20 protein-coding genes are annotated in these 20,695 nt (G+C 75.3%); 6 read left to right on the top strand and 14 right to left on the bottom strand.

Annotated features, from left to right (window positions below; genetic code table 11):
• Positions 1-39: 39 nt before the first annotated feature.
• Complete coding sequence (locus KPL57_RS00765; protein WP_226349984.1) at positions 40-840, top strand: hypothetical protein; 801 nt, start codon at positions 40-42, stop codon at positions 838-840.
• Positions 841-850: 10 nt separating this feature from the next.
• Here KPL57_RS00765 and KPL57_RS00760 read toward each other — a convergent pair whose 3' ends face one another.
• Positions 851-1,789, bottom strand: coding sequence for an SMP-30/gluconolactonase/LRE family protein (locus KPL57_RS00760; RefSeq protein ID WP_226349983.1), 939 nt, complete (start codon positions 1,787-1,789; stop codon positions 851-853).
• Between the two features lie 32 nt (positions 1,790-1,821).
• Between KPL57_RS00760 and KPL57_RS00755 the strand changes: the two genes are divergently transcribed.
• Positions 1,822-2,652: a crotonase/enoyl-CoA hydratase family protein gene (locus KPL57_RS00755; RefSeq protein WP_226349982.1), complete on the top strand. Its 831-nt coding sequence runs from the start codon at positions 1,822-1,824 to the stop codon at positions 2,650-2,652.
• A 14-nt stretch (positions 2,653-2,666) separates the two neighbouring features.
• Here the strand turns inward: KPL57_RS00755 and KPL57_RS00750 are convergent, their stop codons facing one another.
• Both KPL57_RS00750 and KPL57_RS00745 read right to left on the bottom strand, forming a co-directional pair.
• Positions 2,667-3,173 (bottom strand): hypothetical protein, encoded by a 507-nt coding sequence (locus KPL57_RS00750; RefSeq protein ID WP_073576326.1) that lies wholly within the window; start codon positions 3,171-3,173, stop codon positions 2,667-2,669.
• Between the two features lie 22 nt (positions 3,174-3,195).
• Positions 3,196-4,632 (bottom strand): wax ester/triacylglycerol synthase family O-acyltransferase, encoded by a 1,437-nt coding sequence (locus KPL57_RS00745; protein WP_226349981.1) that lies wholly within the window; start codon positions 4,630-4,632, stop codon positions 3,196-3,198.
• Between KPL57_RS00745 and KPL57_RS00740 the strand changes: the two genes are divergently transcribed.
• Genes KPL57_RS00740 through KPL57_RS00730 form a run of 3 tightly spaced genes read left to right on the top strand, consistent with a single transcriptional unit; the run spans position 4,631 to position 6,999 of the window.
• On the top strand, positions 4,631-5,425 hold the full coding sequence (locus KPL57_RS00740) for an RNA methyltransferase (RefSeq protein WP_226349980.1): 795 nt from the start codon (positions 4,631-4,633) through the stop codon (positions 5,423-5,425). The genes KPL57_RS00745 and KPL57_RS00740 overlap by 2 nt on opposite strands.
• Before the next feature lie 22 nt (positions 5,426-5,447).
• A complete protein-coding gene (locus KPL57_RS00735) occupies positions 5,448-6,719 on the top strand; it encodes an alpha-hydroxy acid oxidase (protein ID WP_226349979.1) in 1,272 nt (423 codons plus the stop codon).
• A 19-nt stretch (positions 6,720-6,738) separates the two neighbouring features.
• Positions 6,739-6,999, top strand: coding sequence for an antitoxin (locus KPL57_RS00730; RefSeq protein WP_062397522.1), 261 nt, complete (start codon positions 6,739-6,741; stop codon positions 6,997-6,999).
• Positions 7,000-7,117: 118 nt separating this feature from the next.
• Here KPL57_RS00730 and KPL57_RS00725 read toward each other — a convergent pair whose 3' ends face one another.
• From KPL57_RS00725 to KPL57_RS00710, 4 genes are all read right to left on the bottom strand, one after another.
• Positions 7,118-7,522, bottom strand: a complete 405-nt coding sequence (locus KPL57_RS00725; protein WP_226349978.1) for an HAD-IA family hydrolase — start codon at positions 7,520-7,522, stop codon at positions 7,118-7,120.
• Positions 7,523-7,605: 83 nt separating this feature from the next.
• On the bottom strand, positions 7,606-8,370 hold the full coding sequence (locus tag KPL57_RS00720; RefSeq protein WP_178376074.1) for an ABC transporter permease: 765 nt from the start codon (positions 8,368-8,370) through the stop codon (positions 7,606-7,608).
• A complete protein-coding gene (locus KPL57_RS00715; RefSeq protein ID WP_226349977.1) occupies positions 8,367-9,353 on the bottom strand; it encodes an ABC transporter ATP-binding protein in 987 nt (328 codons plus the stop codon). The genes KPL57_RS00720 and KPL57_RS00715 overlap by 4 nt, the downstream gene beginning before the upstream one ends.
• 16 nt (positions 9,354-9,369) lie before the next feature.
• Positions 9,370-9,873, bottom strand: coding sequence for a MarR family winged helix-turn-helix transcriptional regulator (locus KPL57_RS00710; protein WP_226349976.1), 504 nt, complete (start codon positions 9,871-9,873; stop codon positions 9,370-9,372).
• A gap of 266 nt (positions 9,874-10,139) precedes the next feature.
• On the opposite strand from KPL57_RS00710, the gene KPL57_RS00705 reads away from it, so the two are divergent.
• Positions 10,140-10,772: an Rv3235 family protein gene (locus tag KPL57_RS00705; protein WP_226349975.1), complete on the top strand. Its 633-nt coding sequence runs from the start codon at positions 10,140-10,142 to the stop codon at positions 10,770-10,772.
• A gap of 163 nt (positions 10,773-10,935) precedes the next feature.
• Here the strand turns inward: KPL57_RS00705 and secA are convergent, their stop codons facing one another.
• The 7 genes from secA to KPL57_RS00670 form a co-directional block, all read right to left on the bottom strand.
• Positions 10,936-13,761 carry a preprotein translocase subunit SecA gene (gene secA / locus KPL57_RS00700; RefSeq protein ID WP_226349974.1) on the bottom strand — a complete coding sequence of 942 codons (2,826 nt, stop codon included), beginning with the start codon at positions 13,759-13,761 and terminating at the stop codon, positions 10,936-10,938.
• Between the two features lie 211 nt (positions 13,762-13,972).
• Entirely contained in the window at positions 13,973-14,632 is a 660-nt protein-coding gene (gene hpf / locus KPL57_RS00695; RefSeq protein WP_062397537.1) for a ribosome hibernation-promoting factor, HPF/YfiA family, read from the bottom strand.
• Between the two features lie 321 nt (positions 14,633-14,953).
• Entirely contained in the window at positions 14,954-15,688 is a 735-nt protein-coding gene (locus KPL57_RS00690; RefSeq protein ID WP_226349973.1) for a ComF family protein, read from the bottom strand.
• Between the two features lie 117 nt (positions 15,689-15,805).
• Complete coding sequence (locus tag KPL57_RS69220) at positions 15,806-17,530, bottom strand: LpqB family beta-propeller domain-containing protein (RefSeq protein ID WP_226349972.1); 1,725 nt, start codon at positions 17,528-17,530, stop codon at positions 15,806-15,808.
• Positions 17,527-19,311 carry an MtrAB system histidine kinase MtrB gene (gene mtrB, locus KPL57_RS00680; protein ID WP_374203644.1) on the bottom strand — a complete coding sequence of 595 codons (1,785 nt, stop codon included), beginning with the start codon at positions 19,309-19,311 and terminating at the stop codon, positions 17,527-17,529. The genes KPL57_RS69220 and mtrB overlap by 4 nt, the downstream gene beginning before the upstream one ends.
• A 28-nt stretch (positions 19,312-19,339) precedes the next feature.
• A complete protein-coding gene (gene mtrA / locus KPL57_RS00675; RefSeq protein WP_020622190.1) occupies positions 19,340-20,017 on the bottom strand; it encodes an MtrAB system response regulator MtrA in 678 nt (225 codons plus the stop codon).
• 25 nt (positions 20,018-20,042) lie between these two features.
• Complete coding sequence (locus tag KPL57_RS00670; protein ID WP_226349971.1) at positions 20,043-20,687, bottom strand: dTMP kinase; 645 nt, start codon at positions 20,685-20,687, stop codon at positions 20,043-20,045.
• Between the last annotated feature and the right edge of the window lie 8 nt (positions 20,688-20,695).

Below are 20,695 nucleotides of genomic sequence, written 5' to 3'. Positions count from 1 at the left end.
ACGACGGCCGGGGAGCGGGTAGTGCCGGGACGGCGCGCGATGACGCTGCTGCTGTGCGGGGCGGTGCTGGTGCCCGGGCTGACCGGCTGCGCCTGGCCCGGCTCCTTCGGTGACACCCCCGCACCGCCCGCCGCCGCACCCGCCGCCCTGCCGAAGTACTACGACCCGGCGCCGCTGATCACCGACGTCCGGGCCCGTACCCGGCTCGACGGCGGCTCGACGCTGTCGGTGGCGGGCACCCTGACCCACGACGGCACGACCGTCCCGGTGACCGGCGACGGCGCCCTGCGGGTCGACCGGGCCGGGGACGCCCCCGCGGTGCGGCTGCTGCTGCGCTCGGGGCCGTCCGGCACGGTCGCGCAGAGCACCGAGATCATCCGGATCGGCGGGCGCACCTGGCTGCGCCCCGGCGACGGCGGCTGGGGCGAGGCCGGGCGCGTCCCGCTGCCCCCGGAGCAGATGACGCACGCGACGCTCGCCGCGAACGTCGCCGCCGGCGTCGACCCGCTGGGGGCGGTGGCCCGCTACCCGGACGCGGTGCTCGTCGCCGACGCCGCCGACGACGCCGTCGACGGCATCCCGACCGTGCACTACACGCTGGTCGTCGACCTGGTCCGGGCTGCGGCGACCGAGACCGACCCGGCGCGCCGCACGGCGCTGCAGGCCCAGCAGCGGGCCGGGCTGACCCGGCTGAGCGCGGAGATCTGGGTCGACGCCGAGCGCAGGCCGCTGCGCAGCCGGGTCCGCCAGCAGCTCCCCGACGGCGCGGCGCTCGACGTCCTCGTCCGCTACGACGGCTGGGGCGCCCCGATCACCATCGAGCCGCCGGTCCGCGGCTGACCCGGGGCCCTCAGCGGCGGAACGCCAGGTCGAGGCCGTCGACCGGCCAGGTGCAGCGGTAGAGCCGCCCCCACCCCGACGAGGTGACCCAGGCCTCGCGCGACCCGGCGCCGGCGAAGCAGATGTTCGTGACGTGCGGGTCGTGCTCGGGCGGCGCGACGGTGCCGAGCAGCTCCCCGGCCGGGGACAGCACGCTGACCTCGCCGGAGACCAGGGTGGCGACGCAGACGTTCCCGTCGCCGTCGACGGCGAGCGAGTCGAGGTTGCGGAACCCGGCGAAGCCGTGCAGCAGCCGGGCGTCGCCGGGGCCGGGCGGGCCGGGCAGCTCCGGGGGCGCGCCGAGTTCGCCGGGGCCGGTGACCGCCCAGCACCAGACGCGGCCGGTGGCGGTCTCGGCGACGTAGAGCCGTGACCCGTCCGGGGACAGGCCCACGCCGTTCGGGGTCATGAGCGGGTGCACGACCTCGGTGAGCGCCGAGCCGTCGGGACGGGCGTGGTACAGCCCGCCGAGGTCGACCTCGCGGGGGCGGCGCTTGCCGAGGTCGGTGAACCAGAAGGTGCCGTCGGCGGCGAAGACGATGTCGTTGGGGCCGCGCAGGCCGTCGTAGAGCACCGAGGAGCCGCCGGTGTCGGGGTCGACCCGCAGGATCGCGCCGCCGCGGTAGTCCTCGGGCTGGTTGCCCGGGTACACGGTGCCGTCGGGGCGGGTGTGCCAGGTGAAGCCGCCGTTGTCGCAGACGTAGACGGCGCCGTCCGGGCCGATCGCGGCGCCGTTCGGGCCACCCCCGGTCTCGGCGACGGTGACGTGGCCGCCGTCGGGCAGCACCCGGGTCAGCCGCCCGGCCGCGATCTCGACGACGAGCACCGACCCGTCGGACAGCGCCACCGGGCCCTCCGGGAACGCGAGCCCCCGGGTCACCTCGTGCAGCTGCGGCGCGACGAACGCCATACCGGCCTCCGATCCGGGTTACGGTCCGGTGCATGAGCGAGCGTGTCCGGACCACCGTGGACGACGGCGTCGCCGAGGTGCGGCTCACCCGCCCGGAGCGCCGCAACGCCCTGGACGTCGCCCAGTTCACCGCGATCGTGCACGCCGCGGAGGCGCTGCGCGACCGCACGGACGTCCGCGCGGTGGTCCTCTCGGCGGACGGGCCGGACTTCTGCGCCGGGCTGGACCGCGACATGTTCCGCGCGATGCGCTCCGGGGAGCGGCTCTCGGCCACCGCCGAGCTGCCCCCGCCGCGCGACGGCTCCCCGGCGCACGCGACCGGGCAGCGCGCCGCGTACGTCTGGGCCGAGCTGGACGTGCCGGTGGTCGCCGCCGTGCAGGGGCACGCGCTGGGCGGCGGGCTGCAGATCGCGCTGGGGGCGGACCTGCGGATCGTCGCCCCCACCGCGACGCTGTCGGTGCTGGAGATCGTGTGGGGCCTGGTGCCCGACATGGGCGGCACGCTGCTGCTGCCGCAGCTGGTCGGGCGCGACGTCGCCCGCGACCTGACCTTCACCGGGCGCACGGTGTCCGGCACCGAGGCCGTCGCGCTGGGGCTCGCGACCCGCACCGCCGAGGACCCGCGGGCGGCCGCGCTGGCGACCGCGTACGAGATCGCCGCCCGCAACCCGCACGCCGTGCGTGCGGCGAAGCGGCTGCTCGCGGCGCCCCGCCCACCCGCCGAGCAGCTCGCCGCCGAGCAGGCCGAGATCGGTGCGCTGATCGCGAGCCCGAACCAGCGCGAGGCGGTGACCGCGCGGCTGGAGGGGCGGGACCCGGTGTTCGCCGACCCCGCACCGGGGCCTCCGGCCGGGACGGGCTGACCGCCCGCCGGGGCTCAGCCCAGCTCGACGAGGAACGGCAGCTCGGTGCCGTCGTACCAGGCCAGCTCGTGGTCCTCGGCCTCGCCGACGAGGAACTCGGCGTCCATGTCGCCCAGGTCGGCCTTGTCGACCGCACCGGCCGCCTCCCGGACGGCGTGCTCGGCCTCCGGCAGGTCCACGTGCACGGCGGCGATCTTCGACACCGGCACCGGGCCGGTCACCCGGACCGCGCCGTCGTCGAGGTCGGGGCGCAGGGTGACGTCGTCGGTGTCGGCGGACACCACGACCCGGCGGGCGGGGGTGTCGTCCTCGCCCAGCCCGAACTCGACCGACAGCAGCCGCAGCGACGCCCGCGCCGCCTCGTTCATCGCGGCGTACTCGAGCTCCTCGTCGTCGCCCGCGGTGTAGGACTCGCGCAGCTTCGGGGTGAGTGCGAACGCGGTGCCGCCCAGCGGCTCGAAGTTCCCGGTCTTCACCGTGCGGGCCAGCATCGGCCAGGTCGCGGGGAGGTAGATCCTCAACGGTCCTCTCCTCTGACGGGGGTCATCCCGTCTGTCGCAGTGTCTCGAGGAGCTCCTCGAGTGACTCGTCCACCATCCCGGCGAGCACGTCGAGGTCGCCCATGGCGTCCCTGTCCCCGTTCAGGCCGTAGTACACACCACCGTCGTAACTGGTCAGGCCGATGGAGACGGCCTGCCCCTTCGCCAGCGGCACCACCGGGAACATCTCCAGCATCCGCGCCCCGGCCGCGTAGAGCGGGAACTGCGGGCCGGGCACGTTGGTCACGACCAGGTTGAAGAAGTGCCGGGCCATGCCGTTCGCGGCGCGGGCGCCGACGGCGTGCAGGGTCGGCGGGGCGAACCCGCCGATCCGGACCAGCGTGTCGGCTCCGACGGCGTCGCCGGTGTCGGTGTGCTCGCGCATCTGGTGGGTGACCTGGTGCAGCCGCACCAGGGGGCTCGGCTCGCCGACGGGCAGGTCCACCAGGAACGACGCGACCCGGTTCCCGAGCGACCCGCCGGTGGCCGAGCTGGGCACGTCGCCCTCGCCGCGCACCGACAGCGGCACCAGCGCCCGCACCGACGACGACCCGGCGACCGGCTCGCCGCGCGACATCAGCCAGGTGCGCAGGGCACCGGCGATGACGGCGAGCACCACGTCGTTGACGTCGCAGCCGTAGGCGGCGCGGACCTTGCGGTAGTCCTCCAGGTCGGTGCGGGCCATCGCGAACCGGCGCTGGGTGGAGATCTCGGCGTTCAGCGGGAGCCCGGGCGCGCGGCGGCCCGCGGTGCGGGCCATGTTCAGGACCTTGCCCGCGGCCCCGGCGAGCTTGCCGACGGTGGCCAGCGCGTCGCCCGCGGCGACCCGGACGTTGTCCACGATCTCGGTGGGGCGGGTGACGGCCTCGGAGATCGCGTCGAGCACGAGCTGGCCGTCGGTCGGCTCCGGGCGCGGCATCCACAGCTCGTCCGGGGTGTCCCGCGGCTCGGCGGACACGTCCAGGATGACCTGGCCGATGTCGATGGCGGAGATGCCGTCGACCATGGCCTGGTGGGTCTTGGTGAGGATCGCGACCCGTCCGCCGTCAGCGGACCCGGCCGGGGCGAGGCCCTCGATGAGGTACATCTCCCACAGCGGGCGGGTGTGGTCCAGCGGGCGCGACATCAGGCGCCCGACCAGCTCGGTCAGCTGCTCCTCGCTGCCCGGACGGGGCAGTGCGGAGCGGCGCACGTGGTAGGCGATGTCGAACTCGGGGTCGTCGACCCACACCGGGCGCGCGAGGTTGCCCGGGACGTGGCGGACCTTCTGCCGGTAGCGCGGCACCAGCGCGATGCGCTGCTCGATGAGCTCGACCAGCCGGTCGTAGTCGAAGCCGTCGTCGGGGCGGTCGAACACGGCGACCCCGCCGACGTGCATCGGTGTGGTCGCCTCCTCCAGGTACAGGAAGGACGCGTCGAGTGCGGAGAGCCGGGACGGCATGGCCGCGATCCTACGTGCGACGCTTCTCCCCGTGAGCGATGCAGGTGCGGTCTCCCCGAAGGACCGGTTCATCACGGTCTACGGCCGCAAGCCCGTCCTGGAGGCGCTGGCCGACCCCGACCTGGAGGTCGACAAGGTCGTGCTGGCCGACACGGTGCGCGGGGGCGGCGAGCGCGAGATCACCGCGGCCGCCCGCGGCCGCGGTGTGCCGGTGCAGCGCGCGACCGCGCAGCGGGTGAAGGTGCTCGCCGGCAACGGGCGCCACGACCAGGGCGTGCTGGCCGACGTCGTCGCCCCGCGGATGTCGCCGCTGGAGCACTTCCTGTCCGACCTGGGCACCCGGCGGCCGGCGTCGGTGCTGGTGCTCGACGCCGTCACCAACCCGTCGAACGTCGGGATGATCCTGCGCAGCGCGACGGCCGCCGGTCTGGACGGCGTGCTGCTGCCCCGCCGCGGGGTGCCCGCCATCGACCCGCTGGTGATCAAGGCCTCGGCCGGGGTGGCCTTCGCCGCGCCGGTGCTGCGCTGCGCCACCGCCGCCGAGGGCGTCGACCTCATGCACGCGGCCGGGTTCGGGGTGTTCGGGCTCGACGCCGGCGGCGACTCGCTGCTGGAGGCGTCGCTCCCGCCCCGGGTCGCGCTGGTGCTGGGCAACGAGACCGACGGCCTGACCGAGGACGTCCGTTCCCGGCTCGACGGGATCCTCTCGCTGCCGATGTACGGCGGGGTGGAGTCGCTCAACGTCGCCTCCGCCGGAGCCGTCGCCGCCTACGAGCTGCTGCGCCGACGCTGACCGGTCACCTAGTGTCGGGGCGATGGTGCGCCGTCGCATTCCCCGCCCGTCCGAGCTGGCGCCGCTGCTGCGGCCGGCCCCGTTCACCCTGGACCGCACGGCGGCCCGGCTCGCCCGCGCGTCGAGCATCGGTGATCTGCGCGAGCTCGCCCGGCGACGCGCGCCGCGGGCGGTGTTCGACTACACCGACGGGGCCGCCGAGGACGAGGTGAGCCTGCGCCGGGCCCGCGAGGTGTGGGCCTCGGTGGAGTTCTCGCCGACCGTGCTCACCGACGTCTCGCGGGTGGACACCGGCCGGGAGATCCTGGGCGGGCGCTCGTCGCTGCCGTTCGCACTGGCCCCGACCGGCTTCACGCGGATGATGCACACCGAGGGCGAGCGCGCGGTCGCCGCCGTCGCCGCGCGGGCCGGCATCCCCTACGCGCTCTCGACGATGGGCTCGACGACGATCGAGGGCGTCGCCGAGGCCGGGCGCGGCGGGCGGCACTGGTTCCAGCTCTACCTGTGGCGCGACCGCTCGGTCGCCCACGAGCTCGTCTCCCGGGCGCGGGAGGCCGGCTACGACACGCTGCTGCTCACCGTGGACACCCCGGTCGGCGGCAACCGGCGCCGCGACGCCCGCAACGGCCTGTCCATCCCGCCCGCGCTGTCGCTGCGGACCTTCGTCGACGGCGCCCGCCACCCCCGCTGGTGGTTCGACCTGCTCACCACCGAGCCGCTGACGTTCGAGTCGCTCGCCGCGGGCGGCGGCAGCCCCTACGAGGTGATCAACCGGGTGTTCGACCCGGCGCTGACCCTCGACGACGTCACCTGGCTGCGCGGGGCCTGGCCCGGGAAGCTGGTGGTCAAGGGTGTCCAGTCGGTCACCGACGCCCGCCGCGTCGCCGACGCGGGCGCCGACGGCGTGCTGCTGTCCAACCACGGCGGACGGCAGCTGGACCGGGCCCCGGTGCCCGCCGAGCTGATCCAGCCGGTGGTGCAGGAGCTCGGCGACGACGCGGAGGTCCTGGTGGACACCGGGATCACCCACGGCGGCGACGTCGTCGCCGCCGTCGCGCTCGGCGCCCGCGCGGCGCTGGTGGGCCGCGCCTACCTGTACGGGCTGATGGCCGGTGGCGAGGCCGGGGTGTCCCGCGCGGTGGAGATCCTGCGCGCCGAGGTGGAGCGGACGATGCAGCTGCTCGGCGTCACCCGGGTGGACGACCTCCGCCCGGAGCACGCCCGGCTCCGCTCGGCGACCGGCGGCCACCATCACCCGAACGAGCGACGGCCCGGCACTGCGCCCCGGCGCTGACGGGGCCAGCATGGGGCGCATGAGTTTCCTGGACAAGGCCAAGGAACTGCTCGGCAAGCACGACGACAAGGTCGACCAGGCCCTGAACAAGGTCGGCGACGCGGCCAAGCAGAAGTACGGTCACGACGGTCAGATCGACACCGCGACCAAGTTCGCCCGCGAGCGGACCGGTGCCGGTGACACCGCCGCGCCGCCGCCCCCCGGTCAGCCGGGTCCGGACGGCCAGGCCCCGCCGCCGCCCGCGCCCGGGCAGGCCCCGCCGCCGCCCCCGCAGCAGTAAGCAGGGCACGACCGGTCCGGCCACCGCCGGGCTGCCCACGAGGCGCCGTCCGCACGCTGCGGGCGGCGCCTCCGCATGTCCGGGGTGTCCCGGCGGCGCCGCGGGCCGCCCCGGGGGCTCAGCCGCGGGCGGGCACCCCGAGGAGGACCTCCAGCTCGCCGAGGGTGGTCGCGGCACCGGTGTGGTGCACCCCGACCGCCCCGGCCGCGGCGGCGCCCCGCACGCACGCCCCCATGTCGTCGACGACGACGCAGTCCCCCGCGGGCAGGCCCAGCTCCGCCGCGGCGGCGGCGAAGGAGTCCGGGCTCGGCTTGCGGGCCCCGCGGACCGCACCGAGCAGCACCGTGCCGAACGCCGCGGCGACCTCGTCGGGCACCGCGTGCGCGCCGGAGAACAGCGCGGTGCGGATCCCCGCGGCCGCGGCGCGACGGGCGTAGGCGAGCAGCAGGGACCCGTCGGCGGGGTCGTCGAGCACCCCGCCGTAGTCGACGATCAGGCCACGCAGGGTCCGGGTGTCCGCCACCCGGCCGACGGTACCGAGTGTCGCCGCCTCCCGGGGCTCCGCCGCGGCTCGGTGCTGCCGCTCCGCCGCTCGACCGCCGCGGCTCAGTCGAGGGCCCGGCGCAGGAAGCCGCGGATCCCCAGCAGGGTGAACAGCACGATCGCCGCCACCGGGACGAGCACGCACACCCACAGCGGGATGTGCGGGACCTGCGGCACCAGCGACGCGCGGATCCCCTCGCTGACGTAGGTCAGCGGGTTCACCGCCGACAGCACCTGGAACCAGCGCAGGTCGGCCAGGGTGAGCCACGGGTACTGCACCGAGCCGGTGAACAGCAGCGGCGTGAAGATCACCGCGAACAGGATGTTGATCCGCCGCGGCGGCACCGCGGTGCCGATGGTGAGCCCCATCGCCGCACCGAGCAGGCTCCCGAGCACCACCATCAGCAGCGCGGGGGCCAGCCCCTCGGCAGGCCACCGGATGTCGATCATCGCGAAACCGATGGGCACCATCAGCAGGCTGGCGAGCAGGCCGCGCAGCCCCGCGAAGGCGATCTTCTCGACGGCGACGGCCCACACCGGCATCGGCGCGAGCAGCCGATCGTCGATCTCCCGGGTCCAGGACAGCTCGAACACCAGCGGCAGCGTCACCGCCTGCAGCGCGCCGAACATCGCGTTCAGCGCGATCAGCCCGGGCAGCATGATCTGCCCGTACTCGGGTGACACGAAGCCGCCGCGGCCGAGGACCACGACGAACACCAGCAGGAAGAAGAACGGCTGCACCAGCGTCTGGGCGAGGAACGAGGGCAGCTCCCGGCCGGTGACGAACAGGTCGCGGCGCAGCACCGCCAGGAAGGCACGCCCGGTCATCGCAGGTCCCTGCCCGTCAGGTCGATGAACACGTCCTCCAGCGTCGCCTGCCCCAGGCTGACGTCGCGCACCGTGGCGCCGTGCCGCCCGAGCAGGTCGACGGCCGGTGCCAGCAGCGCCGCCGGCTCCGCGGTGACCGACAGCCGGAACGCCGACACGGTGCCGTTCTCCCCCGGGCCGCGGCCCGGCGGGGTCTCGGCACGCGCGACACCGCCCAGCCCGGCCAGCGCCGCGCGCAGCGTCTCCGCCGCACCGGGCCCGTGGTCGGCGACGATCTCCACCGTCGCGCTGCCCGGCAGCGACCGGACCAGCGCGTCCGGGGTGTCCAGCGCGAGCAGCCGCCCGTGGTCGACGATCCCGATCCGGTCCGACAGCTTGTGCGCCTCGTCCATGTCGTGGGTGGTGAGCACGACGGTCACGCCCTCGTCGCGCAGCCCGCTGATCTGGTCGTGGACGAACAGCCGGGCCTGCGGGTCCAGGCCGGTCGAGGGCTCGTCGAGGAACAGCACCTCCGGGGAGTGCATGAGCCCGCGGGCGATCATGACGCGCTGCGCCTGGCCGCCGGACAGGTCGTCGGCGACGGCCTTCGCCTTGTCGGTCAGCCCCATCCGCTCCAGCAGCTCGTCGGCGCGGCGGTTGCGCTCCGCCCGCCCGACGCCGTGGTAGGCGGCGTGGAAGACCAGGTTGTCGCGGACGCCGAGGGACCGGTCCAGGTTCTGGCGCTGCGGGACGACGGCCAGCTTCGCGCAGACGGCGACGGCGTCGGCGCGCACGTCGAGCCCGGCGACCCGGGCCGTGCCCGAGGTCGGCACCACGCGGGTCGTGAGCACGCCGACGGTCGTGGTCTTCCCGGCGCCGTTGGGCCCGAGCAGCCCGAACACCTCGCCCTCGGCCACCGAGAACGACAGGCCGTCGACGGCGTTGCCCTTCGCCTTCGGGTACCGCTTCACCAGGTCGACCACCTCGACCGCGGTCCGTCCCATCGCACTCCCCCGCCGATCACGTCACGTCGGACCGATCCTGCTCCAGGTCGGCGATCACCGCGAGCAGGTAAGCGCGGACGGCGTCGTCGAGCCCGTCCCCCGGCTCCCGCAGCCACGGTCCGCGCCCGTCGGGGCGGGCGGCACGCCACCGCTCCCGCCCGGCGTCGGTGAGCGCGACGAGCCGGACCCGCCGGTCCGCCGGGTCCCCGCGGCGGACCACCAGGCCCGCCGTCTCCAGCGCGTCGACGACCGGGGTCAGGCTGGTCGGGGCGACCCGGACCCGGGCGGCGAGCTCGCGCTGGGCCAGTCCGCCGCACCGCTCCAGCACGTCGAGGACGGCGAACCCGGTGACGCCGAGGCCGTGGCCCCCGGTCCGCCGCCGGCGTTCGGCGAGCACCGCCGCCCCGGCCCGGACGACGAGGTCGGCCAGCGACTCCGCGGGGCCGTCCACCGGGTCGGGAGCGGCGACGAGACGGGGCGGGGTGAGGTCGATACGTCCCGGTGGGCGGGGTGCGGGCATCGCGGGAGGGTAGGACGCGGCAGGGCCCGGCGGGGGCGGACGGGCGGGGCCGATCGCGTTCGTGAACACCGGCTCCCACCGGGCGTCGGGTCACGAGCGCGGCGCCGGCACCGCTCGCATCCGTGGCTCCGTCGGTGCGCCGGAGCACGCCGGCCGTACGTGCGCCCTCGGATCGTGCGGCACCGGATCGTGCGGAGCCGGACGATCCGGTGGCGGATCCGGGCCGGTCCCCGTCGCGGCCACCGGGGCCGTCGCAGTCTGGCGCGGTGACCACGACGACGACCGACACCGCCCCGGCGGAGGGTGCCTCCGGCCCGCGGACCGACACCACCCCCGGGACCGGCTCCGGGCCGCTCCGGGTCCAGGCCCCCGCCGACGTGCCGGAACCGCTCGCACCGGGGGTCGTCGTCGTCCTGCCCGGTGGGTTCCGGATGTCCTCCGGACCGGCGCCCGCACCGCGCGAGGCGGTCCGCCCCGTCCCGGTGCCGACGGTGCCCGAGGACGCCTCCCCGGCCGACGTCGAGCGGGTCCGGGCCCCGGCCACCGGGATCGTCCGGCTGCTGACCGAGGTGCTCGCGGGGCGCCGCCCGCCGGACGGGGTCGCCGCCGTCACCACCCCGGCGGTGCGCCGCTACCTGACCGCGGCCCGGATCGTGCACCCGGCGCGCCCGTCCCGTGGCCGGTCGGGCCCCGGTGGACGCGTCGGTGCCCCCGGCTGCGGGAGCCCGAACGGCTCGACCGCGCGCCGGGCGCCGCGGGTGCACGTCGGCCTTCCCCGGCCGGACGTGGCCGAGGTCTGCGCGACCGTCACCGTCGCCGGGCGGGTGCGGGCCCTGGCGCTGCGGCTGGACCGGGCACCGGACGGCCGGTGGCTCGCCACCGCCGTCCGGCTCGTGTGAGGCGCGACGCGGCCGAGCCCGGCCGGGTGCGGATCCCCGTCGCAGCGGGACCTGCTGCGTGCCCCGGCTCGTGCGGGGCGTCGCGACCACGGGAACCGGCACGACCGCGACCGCGGGAACCGGCGCCGCCGGCGGGAGACCCCCGCCGGGCGGCGCCCGGAGCTCAGCGCCGCCGGCGGGCCTTCTCCGCACGGCGCCGCTCGGCGCGGTTGACGCCGTCGTCGCCGTTCGGGGACGCCCCGTTGCCGCGGGCCGGGACCTGGTGGCGACCGGTACGCCCGGTGCCCGGGGCCGCCGCCCCGCCCTCGCCGCGACGCGCGACCCCGCCGTCCTCGCCCGGGCCGCTGTACTGCAGGTTCTGCGGCGGGCTGGTGCGGAACAGGTTCGGCAGGACCACGGTGGACTCGGCGGGGTCCTCGGCCGGGACCCGGCGCACGACCGGGATCTCGGTCGTCTCCGGCTCGGCCTCCTGGACGGGGGCGGCCGGCTGCTGCACCTGGACGACGACGTTGAACAGGTGCCCGATCGTCTCCTCCTTGATGCCCTCGAGCATCGCGGCGAACATGTCGAAGCCCTCGCGCTGGTACTCGATCACCGGGTCGCGCTGGGCCATGGCCCGCAGCCCGATGCCCTCCTTGAGGTAGTCCATCTCGTAGAGGTGCTCGCGCCACTTGCGGTCGATGACCTGCATCAGGACCTGGCGCTCGAGCTCGCGCATGCCGCCCTGCGGGCCGATGAGCGCGTCGATCTCGGCCTCGCGCCGGGCGTAGGCGGTCTCGGCGTCGGCGAGGATGACCCGCTCGAGCTCCTCGGCCGACAGGTCGTCGATGTCGTCGGTGACGGTGCGCCAGTCGAGCTGGATCGGGTACAGACCCTTGACCGCCGTCCACAGCTTCTCGAGGTCCCAGTCCTCGGAGTAGCCCTCGGCGGTGGCGCCGACGACGTAGGCGTGGATCACGTCCTCGAGCATGTTGCGGGTCTGGCGCTGCACGTCCTCCCCGTCGAGGACCCGGCGGCGCTCGTCGTAGATGACCTTGCGCTGCTGGTTGAGCACCTCGTCGTACTTGAGGACGTTCTTGCGGATCTCGAAGTTCTGCTGCTCGACCTGGGTCTGCGCGCTGCGGATCGCGCGGGTGACCATCCCGGCCTCGATCGGCACGTCGTCCGGCAGGTTGAACCGGTTCATGATCGACTCGACGACCTGGCCGTTGAAGCGGCGCATCAGCTCGTCGCCGAGGGACAGGTAGAAGCGGGACTCGCCCGGGTCGCCCTGACGGCCGGACCGGCCGCGAAGCTGGTTGTCGATGCGGCGGGACTCGTGGCGCTCGGTGCCGAGCACGTAGAGCCCGCCCGCGGCGCGGACCTCGTCGGCCTCGGCCTTGACCTGCTTGCGCATGCGGTCGAGCACCGCGTCCCACGCGGCCTCGTACTGCTCACGGGTCTCGACCGGGTCGAGGCCCTGGCTGCGCAGCTCCAGGTCGGCGAGGAACTCGGGGTTGCCGCCGAGCATGATGTCGGTACCGCGACCGGCCATGTTCGTGGCGACGGTGACGGCGCCCGCGTGCCCAGCCTGGGCGATGATCTGCGCCTCACGCGCGTGGTTCTTCGCGTTGAGCACCTCGTGCGGCACACCGCGGCGCAGCAGCAGCTTCGCCAGGTACTCGGACTTCTCGACGCTCGTCGTGCCGATCAGGACCGGCTGGCCCTTCTCGTGCTTCTCGGCGATGTCGTCGGCGACCGCCTCGAACTTCGCGGGCTCGGTCTTGTAGATCAGGTCGGCCTGGTCGGCGCGCACCCGCGGCCGGTTCGGCGGGATCGAGACGACCGACATCTTGTAGATCTCGTGGAGCTCGGCGGCCTCGGTCTGGGCCGTACCGGTCATGCCGGCGAGCTTGTCGTAGAGCCGGAAGAAGTTCTGCAGCGTGATCGTCGCCAGGGTCTGGTTCTCCGGCTTGATCTCGACGCCTTCCTTGGCCTCGATCGCCTGGTGCATGCCCTCGTTGTAGCGACGGCCGGCGAGCACACGGCCGGTGAACTCGTCGACGATCAGGACCTCACCGTCGTTGACGATGTAGTCCTTGTCCTTCTTGAACAGCTCCTTGGCCTTGACCGCGTTGTTCAGGTAGCCGACCAGCGGGGTGTTCGCGGACTCGTAGAGGTTGTCGATGCCGAGCTGGTCCTCGATCAGCGCGACACCCTCCTCGGTGATGCCGACGGTGCGCTTGCGCTCATCGACCTCGTAGTGGATGTCCTTGGACAGCATCGGCGCGAGCCGCGCGAACTCCTGGTACCAGCGGGCGCTCTGCTCGGCCGGGCCGGAGATGATCAGCGGCGTGCGGGCCTCGTCGATGAGGATCGAGTCCGCCTCGTCGACGATGGCGAAGTTGTGCCCGCGCTGGACCATGTCGGCGGTGTTCCACGCCATGTTGTCGCGCAGGTAGTCGAAGCCGAACTCGTTGTTCGTGCCGTAGGTGACGTCGCAGGCGTACTGCTCGCGGCGCTGTGCCGGGGTCATCTCCGACAGGATCACGCCGACGGTGAGACCGAGCCAGCGGTGGATGCGGCCCATGGTCTCGGAGTCGCGCTTGGCGAGGTAGTCGTTCGTGGTGACCACGTGCACGCCGTCGCCGGGCAGCGCGTTGAGGTAGACGGCGAGCGTCGAGGTCAGGGTCTTGCCCTCACCGGTGCCCATCTCCGACACGTTGCCCATGTGCAGGGAGCCCGCGCCCATCAGCTGCACGGTGAACGGGCGCTGGCCCAGCGTGCGCTGGGCGGCCTCGCGCACCGTGGCGAAGGCCTCGGGCAGCAGGTCGTCGAGGGACTCGCCGTCGGCGTGGCGACGGCGGAACTCGTCGGTCTTGGCGCGCAGCTGCGTGTCGGTGAGGCCCTCGAAATCGGGCTCCAGTCCGTCGATGTGCGCGGCGATCTTCGCGAGCCGCTTCACCAGCTTGGTCTCGCCGGCCCGGAGGAGTCGACTCAGGAAGGGCACTGCCGACCTCATTCACGTCGCGGTCAGGACACGGGGCCTCCCACCACGGTCTCCGCGCCGCGACCCGGTGCCGCGGGCGGCACCGGCACGGCACCGCCGCCGCACGGCGGGCCGACCCCGTCGTCCATGGTACGGGCACCGGCGACGGTGGCCCGCGCCGCGGCGGGGAGGCGTTCCCCGCCGCGGCCCGGGCACCGTCGGGCGCGGGTGGTCAGCCGTCGAGCCGGATCACGCCGTAGTCGTAGCCGCGGCGGCGATAGACGACCGAGGCACGGCCGGTCTCGCTGCAGGCGAACATGTAGAAGTCGTGGCCGACGAGCTCCATCCGTGACAGCGCCTCGTCGACGCTCATGGGTGTGGCCGGGTGGGACTTCTCGCGGACGATGCGCCCGGGCCGGTACTCGGCCTCCCACTGCTGCTCGAGGCGGACCAGCTCGTCGTCGGTCAGGGACTCGTCGTGGCTGCGCGGTGCGGGGATGGTGTCGGTGACGGGAGGGGCCGCTTCCATCAGCGCGACGGCCGAGGCGTCGGCGGCGGCGCGGGAGGCGGCCACGCGGTCGCGGCGGCTGGGCTTGCGGCGATCGTGGGAGCGGCGCAGCCGTTCGGCGAGCTTGCCGACGGCCATGTCGAGTGCGGCGTAGAAGTCGGCGGCGGAGGCCTCGGCGCGGGCGACGGCTCCGCAGCCGCCGCGCCCGGTGATCTCGACGCGCTGGCAGGACTTCTGCTGACGGCGGTTCGGCTCGTGGAAGAGCTCCACCTCCATTCCGACGATCTTGTGGTCGTGGCGTTCCAGGCGGCTGAGCTTGTCCTGGACCAGGCCACGGAAGTGCTCCGGCACCTCGACGTTCCGGCCGGTGACGACGATCTCCACTCGAACATCCCTCGCTTCAGTCGTGCTGAACCCGGGACCCGACGACGGCCCCGGGGGGTGGGCTCGCGGTCGTTCCTCCTGATGTGGTAGCGGTCGGAGTTCAGCCGACGTTATCGGGAAATCCGCCTCCGGGACAGGTCGTTCGCCGACCCGTCGGGTGGACACCCTGGCGCCATCGGACGCGGTGTGCGACGACCCCGCGGCACCCGGGTGACCCGTCACCCCCGGGGGCGGCGCGCTCACCTCCGGATCGCGCACCCGGGGACCACTGTGGACGGCGGACGGGGAGACCGGCGGACCCGCCAGATCGTGTGACTGCCGTCACAGGCGACCGTCCGGTCGGCGCCGGCGGGCCGAGGCGTCGGCGAGCACCACGGCGCCCACGGCGGGCAGTCCGGATGCGGCGAGCACCGCCCCGCAGGCCCGCAGCGTCGCCCCGGAGGTCACGACGTCGTCGACCAGCAGCACCGCCTCCCCCGGGGCCGCAGGCACCGGCTCGCGGCCGCGGGCCGGGTGCAGCGCCGAGGCCAGGTTCGCCGCCCGTCCCGCGCCGTCGAGCCCCACCGAGTCCCGGGCGCGGCGGTGCAGGGCCAGGACCGCGTCGGTGCGGGCCGGCAGCCCGGCCGCGGTCAGCAACGGCGCCAGCGCCCGGCACAGCCGCAGCACGTGGTCACCGCCGCGCACCCGGGCCGCCGACGGCCGGGACGGGGCGGGCACCAGGCGCACCGCGGCCGGGTCCGGCGTCCCGTCGGCCCGCGGCGCGAGCACCGCCGACACCGGGCCGACCAGCAGCCCGGCCAGGTCCGGCGCCAGGTCCCGCCGGCCGCGCTCCTTGTACGCCAGCACGGCCCGGCGCAGCGGCCCGCGGTAGCGCCCGGCCGCCGCGACCCGACCGGCTCCTGCCACCCGGACCGGCACCGGGCCCGCCGTGTCCTGCGCGCAGGCCGGGCACCAGCCCCCGCTACCGGGCGGCCCGGCACCGCAGCCCCCGCAGGTCCGGGGCAGGAGGAGGTCCAGCAGGGCGGCGGCCGGGGACGGGGCTCGGGTCGGGGTCACGGCTCCGATACTCGCCCCCGGCACCGTCGCCGCGGCCCCGCCGGAGCCCGCCCGGGCCGGGTTGTCCACAACCGCCGGAGTTGTCCACAGGCCGGGGATCCGGCCACCGGGACGCGCTCAGCCGGGGTAGAACGGCTGTGCGGCCGCTCCGGTCCCGCCCGCCTGCTGCCAGGCGTCGAACTCGCCGCCGGAGTAGCTCCACAGGCCGGTCCGGTCGGTCACGTACAGCGGGCGCCCCTCGGCGGCGGCCAGCGCCCCCAGCGGCGCGGTCAGGTTCGTGCCGGGTATCTGGTCCAGCCGCAGACCGTCGGCGCTCACCTCGGACATGGGGCGGTCCGAGTCCGACGCGACCACGATGCGGTCCGCGGAGTGCCAGTCGATCGACACCACGTCGTCGAGGTCCCCGGGGCGCAGCCGCCGCAGCGGCCCGACGGCGACCTCGCCGTCGTCGAGCGGGACGATCGGGCCGACGAGCAGCGCACCGTCGGCGACGACGGCGATCCGGCCGCCCTCACGCGCCAGCGCGATGTCCCCGATCCGGCCGAGCGGCGTCAGCCTGCCCGCGTCCACCGCGCCCTCGACCGGCGGCCCGGACGGCGGGACGAGGACCCGGCGCAGCCTGCCGTTCACGACCGCCCAGATCTCGTCGCCCGCCCCGTTCCAGCTCAGCGAGCGGACGTCGGCGCCGGACACTGGGGTGGCGGTGAGCTCCCCGCCCAGCGGGCCGGTGAGCAGCCGCTGGGTGCCCGTCGACTCCCGGGACACGACGGCGATCCGCCCGCTGCGCGCGGACGCGGCGGCCTCGGTGATGTCGAACGAGCCGTTCCCGGCCTGCCCGGCGACCGGCGCCGCCACGCCGGTCGCGCCGAGCTGGCGGACCCGGCCGCCGTCGACGACGTAGGGGAACGCGGGGGCACGGCCGGGGCCGGCGACGAGGTCGGCCTGGTCCGCGGCCGACACCGTCGGCGTGCCGGGGACCAGCGGTCCGCCGTCGGCCAGCAGCTCCACCCGCGGCACGCCCACCCCGCCGAGGGTCTGCGCGACCTGCGCGGCGAGCAGCCCCCGGTCCTGCGGGGACAGCCCCGACACCCCGGTCAGCTCGATCGACGCCGTGCCCGCCGCGGGATCGGTGGTGGCCGAGCGGATCCGCGCGGTCGCCGGGAACATCGTCACCGCGGCCCCGGCCAGGCCGGTGGACGGCCCGCGCAGCAGCACGTCGACGGCGTCCATCGCGAGCTCACCGGGACGCCCGCTGCGGATGTAGTGCCCGTCGGGCAGCAGCATCCGGCGGACCGGGTCGACGAACCAGGCCTGCAGCTCGCGGTAGTGCGAGCGGAAGTCCGACAGCCGGACCATCACCCCGGGCGGTGGCCGGTCGATCCGCCAGTGCTCGCCCTCCCGGACGACGCCGACGTCGACCTCGACCCGCTGCGGGGAGGACTCGAACGCCCCGCCCGGCCCGACCGTGCCCAGCCGGGTGCCCCGCACCCGCACCGTCACCCGGTCCGGGCCCGGTGTGCCGTTGTCCGGGGACACGACGGTGTCGAACCGCTCGTCCAGGACCGTCAGCGACGCCGCGTCGTCCCAGTCCGACGCCGACGCCGACAGGTAGCGGCGGGCCTGCGCGTGCCGGTCGTCGGGCGAGCCGGAACGGTAGACGAACCCGCGGACCAGGCCGAGCGGCTCGTCGTCCTCGATCGGGCCGCTCAGGTTCTGCTCGGCCGCCTGCTCGCCCTGGCGCAGCACCTGCACGTCGGACTGCTGGGGCACCGTCGCGCACCCGGCGACGACGGCGGCGGCGACCGTCACGACCAGCGCCGCCAGCGCACGCCGGGCGGTCACCGGTCGCCGCCCGGGTCGATGATGGCGCGCTCGGCGGGCTGCATCGGCGCGTGCTCCTCGGGGCGCAGCCGCCACAGGTCCTCCTCGCGCAGGTCGCGGCCGATCCCCTGCGGCGGGGTCGGCACCGAGCTGCCGTTGCGCCGGTCCCCGGCCGCGGCGGCGGGCGGGCCGAGCGGTAGCGGCGAGGCGGTGATGTGCCCGCCCACCTCGCGCGGCAGGGTCAGCCGGAACGCCGAGCCATTGCCCGGCTCGCCCCAGGCCTGCAGCCAGCCGCCGTGCAGCCGGGCGTCCTCGATGCTGATCGACAGCCCGAGCCCGGTGCCGCCGCTGCGCCGGGCCCGCGACTCCTCGGCCCGCCAGAACCGGTTGAACACCAGGTCGGCCTCGCCGGGCCGCAGCCCGACGCCGTGGTCGCGCACGACGACGGCGACCGCGGCGTCGTCGCCGGCCACCGTCACCTCCACCGGGCGGCCCTCGCCGTGGTCGATCGCGTTCGCGACGAGGTTGCGCACGATGCGCTCCACCCGGCGCGGGTCGGCCTCGATCAGCTCGCCCGCCGGCAGATCCAGGACGAGGTCGGTGCCGGCGTCGGCGGCGATGCCGCGCACCGCGTCGGACGCCCGCCGCACCACCGCGGACAGGTCGACCCGTTCGGCACCCAGCTCGGCCACGCCGGCGTCGAGACGGGAGATCTCCAGCAGGTCGGCGAGCAGCTCCTCGAACCGGTCGAGCTCGGTGACCAGCAGCTCGGAGCTGCGGCGCAGCGCCGGGAGCAGCTCGTCACGGGAGGCGTAGAGGACGTCGGCGGCCATCCGCACGGTGGTCAGCGGCGTGCGCAGCTCGTGGCTGACGTCGGAGGTGAACCGCCGCTGCAGCGCCCCGAACTCCTCGAGCTGGGCGATCTGCGCGGCGAGGCTGCCCGCCATCTCGTTGTAGGACTCGGCGAGCCGGGCGACCTCGTCCTCGCCGCGCACGGCCATCCGCTCGTCGAGGTGTCCCCCGGCGAAGCGTTCGGCGACGTCGGCGGCGTGCCGGATCGGGCGGACCACCTGCCGGGTGACGAGGCTGGCGATCGCGGCCAGCAGCACCAGCAGCACCAGCCCGCCGACGATCAGCGTGCTCTGCACCAGCCCGAGGGTCAGCTGCTCGCCGTTGAGCGGGAACAGCAGGTAGAACTGCAGCTCCCGGCCCGCAGTGGCGATCTTCTGCCCGATGACGAGGTTCGGGACGCCGTCGACGGTCGTGTACTGGCGGTTCAGGCTGTCCAGCGACCCGCGGGCGGTGATGTCCTGCTGGCGCGCGGTGATCTGGCCGACGTCGCCGGCGGACACCTCGGGCCCGTTCGCCGACCCGGTGGTCAGCGCGGCGCTGAACTCCCCGGCCGTCCCGGCCCGGCCGGGGCCGGTGGTGTCGGTCAGCCGCTCCAGGGCGGTGTCCAGGGTCTCCTGCACGCCCTCGCGGTCCGGGTCGACGCTCGCCAGCTGCCCCTCCAGGACCTGCCGGTTCGCGTCCGACTGGGAGATCGCGGCGTCGAGCTTGCTCTGCAGCAGCCGTTCGGCGATCTCGCTCTGCAGCACCAGACCGAGCACCAGCACGACCGCCGACGACAGCGCCAGCGTCGAGGTGACCACCCGCAGCTGCAGCGACCGCCGCCACGCCGCGGCGATGAGCACGCCCAGCTCGTGGGCCTGCACCCGCAGCGGGCCCAGCGCGCGGGCGACCCGCCGGGCGCCGGGCAGCCGGGCCAGCCGGGTGCGGAGTCCGCGGCGCCGCGTCACCACGGCCGGTGCACCACCCGCGGCGCGCCGGTCACGGAGGACCGGCCTTGTACCCCACCCCGCGGACGGTCAGGACCACCTCGGGGCGCTCCGGGTCGCGCTCGACCTTCGACCGGAGACGCTGCACGTGCACGTTCACCAGACGGGTGTCCGCGGCGTGCCGGTAGCCCCACACCTGCTCGAGCAGGACCTCGCGGGTGAACACCTGGCGCGGCTTGCGGGCCAGCGCGACGAGCAGATCGAACTCGAGCGGGGTCAGCGCGATCGGCCGGCCCTCCCGGGTGACCTGGTGCGCGGGCACGTCGATGTCGATCTCGCCGATGGACAGCTGCTCGGCGGGCTCGGCGTCGTTGCGGCGGACCCGGGCCCGGATCCGCGCGACGAGCTCCTTGGGCTTGAACGGCTTCACGACGTAGTCGTCGGCGCCGGACTCCAGCCCGAGCACGACGTCGACGGTGTCGCTCTTGGCCGTCAGCATGACGATCGGGACGCCGGACTCCGCCCGGATCGCCCGGCACACGTCGATGCCGTTCATGCCGGGCAGCATCAGGTCGAGCAGCACCACGTCCGGCTGGGTGTCCCGGACGGCGGGCAGTGCCCGCGTCCCGTCGGACACGACCGCTGTCTCGAAGCCCTCGCCCCGCAGCACGATGGTGAGCATCTCGGCCAGGGCCGGGTCGTCGTCGACCACCAGTACGCGCGACTTCATGGACGTCACTATCCCAGCCCCGTGATCAGCACCGGTGCAGCAGGGCGGGCACGAGGGCCGACGGTGCCGCGGCGGGGTCGTCGAGCACCGTCCAGCGGCTCAGCCAGGACCGCGCCGCCAGCTCCCGGTAGACGGCGTCGGTGCGGGCCTGCAGGCCGTCGTCGCTCTCGTAGGCGTCGCGGGCGCGGCCGGGCTCGGTGGCCGCGCGCGACCTCGCCCGCTCCGCGGCGACCTCCCGGGGCGGTGCCAGCAGCAGCTGGTGGCCGGGCACCGGGATGCCGAACCGGTCGATCTCCAGCGCCCGGACCCAGCCGACGACCTCGCCGTCGGCGTCCTGGCCGAGCCGGGCGGCGCTGTAGGCGGCGTTGGAGGCGACGTAGCGGTCCACGAGCACGACGTCGTGCGCGGCGAGCGCCGCGCGCAGCCCGGCCGCGGCGGCCCGGCGGTCGAGCGCGAACAGCACCGCCATCGCGTGCACCGAGGAGGCGAGGTCGCCCATCCGGCCGTAGAGCGCGTCGCGGGCCAGCTCGGCGTGCACGTCGTCGTCGTAGCGGGGGAAGGCCGTCGTGGTGACCGAGGCGCCGTGTGCGCGCAGCTCGGCGACGAGCCCCGTGGTGAACGTGTGCTTGCCCGCACCGTCCAGTCCCTCGACGACCACCAGTTCCCCCACGGCGGTCG

The sequence above is a fragment of the Pseudonocardia sp. ICBG601 genome (assembly GCF_020496245.1).
The sequence above is the reverse complement of the archived record's forward strand: the minus strand, read 5'-3'. Positions and strand labels throughout refer to the sequence as shown.

Excerpts from the sequence above, each read along its gene's own strand:
- KPL57_RS00765 (WP_226349984.1), top strand. The coding sequence starts at position 40 with ATGACGCTGCTGCTGTGCGGGGCGGTGCTGGTGCCCGGGCTGACCGGC.
- KPL57_RS00760 (WP_226349983.1), bottom strand. The coding sequence starts at position 1,789 with ATGGCGTTCGTCGCGCCGCAGCTGCACGAGGTGACCCGGGGGCTCGCG.
- KPL57_RS00755 (WP_226349982.1), top strand. The coding sequence starts at position 1,822 with ATGAGCGAGCGTGTCCGGACCACCGTGGACGACGGCGTCGCCGAGGTG.
- KPL57_RS00740 (WP_226349980.1), top strand. The coding sequence starts at position 4,631 with ATGGCCGCGATCCTACGTGCGACGCTTCTCCCCGTGAGCGATGCAGGT.
- KPL57_RS00745 (WP_226349981.1), bottom strand. The coding sequence starts at position 4,632 with ATGCCGTCCCGGCTCTCCGCACTCGACGCGTCCTTCCTGTACCTGGAG.
- KPL57_RS00735 (WP_226349979.1), top strand. The coding sequence starts at position 5,448 with ATGGTGCGCCGTCGCATTCCCCGCCCGTCCGAGCTGGCGCCGCTGCTG.
- KPL57_RS00730 (WP_062397522.1), top strand. The coding sequence starts at position 6,739 with ATGAGTTTCCTGGACAAGGCCAAGGAACTGCTCGGCAAGCACGACGAC.
- KPL57_RS00720 (WP_178376074.1), bottom strand. The coding sequence starts at position 8,370 with ATGACCGGGCGTGCCTTCCTGGCGGTGCTGCGCCGCGACCTGTTCGTC.
- KPL57_RS00715 (WP_226349977.1), bottom strand. The coding sequence starts at position 9,353 with ATGGGACGGACCGCGGTCGAGGTGGTCGACCTGGTGAAGCGGTACCCG.
- KPL57_RS00710 (WP_226349976.1), bottom strand. The coding sequence starts at position 9,873 with ATGCCCGCACCCCGCCCACCGGGACGTATCGACCTCACCCCGCCCCGT.
- mtrA (WP_020622190.1), bottom strand. The coding sequence starts at position 20,017 with ATGAAGTCGCGCGTACTGGTGGTCGACGACGACCCGGCCCTGGCCGAG.